A 3,659-nucleotide genomic window follows, 5' to 3' on the forward strand; every position below is an offset into this window, starting at 1 on the left:
GATGAGACTGGATTTGCTGCACAGTGTCCATACCCACGGACACAATAATCAGGATCGATGTACCGCCAAAGTAGGCCGTGATCGCCAACTCGTGACGCACCATCTCTGGGATCAAACACACCAGCGCCAGATAACCTGCACCCAGAACCAAAACGCGGTCTGTTACATAGGTCAGGTACTGAGCAGTCTTTGCACCAGGACGAATTCCAGGAATAAAGCCATTCTGGTTCTTGAGGTTATCCGCCACGTCTTCCGTCTTGAACGCGACGTTATGCGTGTAGAAGTACGTGAAGAACACAATCATCAGAGCAAAGAACAGCAGGTACAGGGGCTGACCAGGGCCGAAGTAGGCCAGGATCGTTGCCATGATGGGGCTGGTTTGCTGGCCTGAGAACGTACCGATTGTTGTTGGCAACAACAGCAAGGACGAAGCAAAGATCGCGGGGATCACACCAGCTGGGTTCACCTTGATGGGCAGGTGGCTATTGCCACCGTCATAGACCTTCATCCCCACCTGACGGCGCGGGTACTGGATGTGTATCTTGCGGAGCGATCGCTCCATAAAGACAACAAACGTCAGCGTGACTAACAGCATAGCAACGACGCCAAAGATGGCAGCAGTGGACAATGCACCAGTCCGGCCGCTCTCAAAGAACTGAGCAAGGGCGGAGGGCAGTTCAGCAATGATGCCAACAAAAATGATCAGTGAGATACCGTTACCGATCCCGCGGGCGGTGATTTGCTCACCCAGCCACATCAGGAACATCGTACCACCCACAAGAGTGATCACGCAGGCCGCACGGAAAAACAGGCCCGGATCGGTTACAAGACCACCAGCCTCAAGGCTGACTGCAATGCCGTAGGCTTGTACCGTCGCAAGAACCACGGTCCCGTAGCGCGTGTACTGGTTGATTTTTTTACGCCCTTGCTCACCCTCTTTCTTGAGTTGCTCAAGCTGGGGAACCATCGCAGTCATCAACTGGACGATGATCGAGGCCGAAATGTAAGGCATGATCCCAAGGGCAAACACACCCATCCGGGAAATCGCACCACCAGTGAACATGTTTAGCACACCACCCAAGCCAGCAGCGGCTTGGTCAAAGAATGCGCGCAGTTCCTGTGCGTCGATACCGGGGACAGGGATATATGTCCCGACACGGTAGATGATCAACAATCCGATCGTGAACACGATGCGTTGGCGAAGCTCTTTGGCTTTGCCAAATGCACTCCAGCTCATGTTCGCCGCCATTTGCTCTGCAGCAGATGCCATGCGGGCCCCTCTTTTCAATAGTTACGCCGCAGGAAGGTCGTCCCTACCCGCGGCGTCAGTAAAACGTCACTTTTGATGTAGGGGCCAGAAGCCCCGGTCACAAGCGCTTATTCTGCCGCAGGTGCCGCAACGGTGAGCGAGCCACCAGCTTTTGCAACAGCTTCGATCGCAGACTTAGACGCGCCAGTCACCGTGATCGTGGCTTTTGCGGTCAATTCGCCCTTTGCAAGAACACGGATACCGTCCAGCTTACGACGGACCAGACCCGAAGCGATCAGCGTATCTTCGGTGATATCGCCGGCTTCCAGTTTCTTGTCGTCGATGAATTTCTGGATCAGGCCCAGGTTCACAACAGCGAATGCTTTGCGGTTTGGCTTGTTGAAGCCACGCTTAGGCAGACGTTGGTAGAGAGGCATCTGGCCGCCCTCGTACCCTTTGATCGCAACACCCGAACGGGATTTCTGACCTTTGATACCGCGGCCACCCATTTTACCAGTGCCGGAACCGGGTCCACGGCCAACGCGTTTGCGTGCTTTTGTGGCGCCTGGGTTGTCGCGCAGTTCATTGAGTTTCATATCGCTTCTCCTATGCCGGACGCGCCCCCGAAGCGAATTGGGCGGACACGGCGTTCATGATTGATCTTATGCGGTCAGAGACTCGCCCCTCACCACCGGGTGCGTATAGGACGGCTTCTGGCTGAACTCAACACCCATTTAAACGGCCCACCTCCTGTCAAGGAAAACCACAACGATGGGAGCAAAAGGTAAGGAATTCCTTGGGTCAGTTTTCCCTTACTTACTCGCGCGTTGGATACGGTGCTACGAAAACGAATACGCCAATGTGCGTGCGGGCGTCCGGTGACACCCCAAAGTCTCAGGTAACGAGTATCGCCCCTCGGGCGAGTAAGGATGCAGTATGGCGGTCAGTGCTTTGCCCGCTCCGGTTCTGTGCGGTTTGATCGCAGGACTTTTGAGCCTTTATGGGTACATCCCCTATATCTACGACACGCTCCGCGGGCGCTGCCGTCCTCAACGATCAAGCTGGCTGATTTGGTCTGTTCCAAGCTGTGTGTTTTTCTACACACATGTCACCGAAGGCGCCGGCGCTTCGCTGTTTTTTGCGGCCGTACAATGTGTCTGTACGGTGATCGTATTTCTGACCTCACTGCGGTGGGGCATGGGCAGTTTCCTACGGGCACCAGATATTTGCGCCATCGGTGTGGCATGTATTGGCCTTGTTTTGTGGTACTGGACAAACGACCCGCTGATCGCGCTTGGCCTATCCATCCTCGTGGGAATGAGCGGTGGCACCATGACCGTCATAAAAGCGTACAAACGCCCTCACACAGAGTCCTTTGGGCCCTGGGTCATCGCGGCGGTGGCTTCTACACTATCGCTCGTCGCGGTGGGTGAGATGAACTGGGTCTTGCTCGCCTACCCGGCCTACTTGTGGACCCTACGCGTGATAATCGTCGGCGCGATGGTCCTGTCACCCTACCGCAGCCCCCCCGAGGCAACATGGGGCGGTGAGTTCGTGCGTGCGCCCGACAGTCGCTTGCGCCGTCCGGCCACCTAATGCCACCCAAGCGTCACCGCTAAATGCAAAACGCCCCGCTGTTAAGCGAGGCGTAAAGTGTTGGCTAAGCGGGACAAACCCGCAAAACCTTATTCTTTGACTTCGATGATCTCAACCAGATGCGGGATCTTGTTGACCATGCCGCGAACAGAAGGTGTATCTTCGAGTTCACGGGTCTTGTGCATCTTGTTCAGGCCCAGACCGATGAGCGTTTCACGCTGCTTGGCGGGGCGACGGATCGGAGAGCCGATCTGTTTGACGACGATAGTACCCATGACTTAGGCCTCCTCAGCGACTTGAGCGGATGCCTCGGGCGCTTCGTCACGCTTGGGCAGGATGTCAGCCACTTTTTTACCGCGACGCGCAGCGACCGAGCGAGGGCTCGCTTCTTTGCGCAGGCCGTCGATGGTGGCGCGGATCATGTTGTAAGGGTTCTGCGAACCTTGGCTTTTGGCCACAACGTCTTTGATGCCGAGCATCTCGAACACAGCACGCATTGGACCACCAGCAATGATCCCGGTACCCTCTGGGGCTGTCCGCATGATCACTTTTCCGGCGCCGTGGCGGCCTTCCATGTCGTGGTGCAGCGTACGACCGTCACGCAGAGGCACACGTACCATTTGACGCTTAGCTTGTTCGGTGGCTTTACGGATGGCCTCGGGGACCTCCTTGGCCTTACCTTTGCCGAAGCCCACACGACCGCGTTGATCGCCAACGACCACAAGTGCAGCAAAGCCAAAACGCTTACCACCTTTAACGGTCTTGGAGACGCGGTTGATCGCGACAAGGCGATCTGCGAATTCCGGAGTTTCTT

General features: G+C 56.1%; 5 protein-coding genes. 1 reads left to right on the forward strand and 4 read right to left on the reverse strand.

Annotated elements, in window-relative coordinates:
- Positions 1-1,270 (reverse strand): preprotein translocase subunit SecY (gene secY / locus AC4GMC_RS17635; protein ID WP_490391488.1); only part of this gene is annotated, 1,270 nt, incomplete at its 3' end.
- 107 nt (positions 1,271-1,377) lie between these two features.
- Positions 1,378-1,845, reverse strand: coding sequence for a 50S ribosomal protein L15 (gene rplO / locus AC4GMC_RS17640; RefSeq protein WP_038008608.1), 468 nt, complete (start codon positions 1,843-1,845; stop codon positions 1,378-1,380).
- A gap of 340 nt (positions 1,846-2,185) precedes the next feature.
- Here rplO and AC4GMC_RS17645 point away from each other — a divergent pair, with 340 nt between their 5' ends.
- Positions 2,186-2,845 carry a hypothetical protein gene (locus tag AC4GMC_RS17645; RefSeq protein ID WP_487879104.1) on the forward strand — a complete coding sequence of 220 codons (660 nt, stop codon included), beginning with the start codon at positions 2,186-2,188 and terminating at the stop codon, positions 2,843-2,845.
- Positions 2,846-2,934: 89 nt separating this feature from the next.
- Here AC4GMC_RS17645 and rpmD read toward each other — a convergent pair whose 3' ends face one another.
- Together rpmD and rpsE are read right to left on the reverse strand one after the other, a co-directional pair.
- The gene (rpmD, locus tag AC4GMC_RS17650) at positions 2,935-3,120 is read right to left on the reverse strand and encodes a 50S ribosomal protein L30 (protein ID WP_038008610.1); all 186 of its coding nucleotides are present in this window, start codon (positions 3,118-3,120) and stop codon (positions 2,935-2,937) included.
- 3 nt (positions 3,121-3,123) lie between these two features.
- Positions 3,124-3,659: 30S ribosomal protein S5 (rpsE, locus tag AC4GMC_RS17655; protein WP_490391489.1), on the reverse strand; the 536-nt coding region annotated here is incomplete at its 5' end.

This window comes from Thalassobacter sp., from assembly GCF_982993085.1.

Coding starts and splice junctions, on each gene's coding strand:
- rplO (WP_038008608.1), bottom strand. CDS start 1,845: ATGAAACTCAATGAACTGCGCGACAACCCAGGCGCCACAAAAGCACGC.
- AC4GMC_RS17645 (WP_487879104.1), top strand. CDS start 2,186: ATGGCGGTCAGTGCTTTGCCCGCTCCGGTTCTGTGCGGTTTGATCGCA.
- rpmD (WP_038008610.1), bottom strand. CDS start 3,120: ATGGGTACTATCGTCGTCAAACAGATCGGCTCTCCGATCCGTCGCCCC.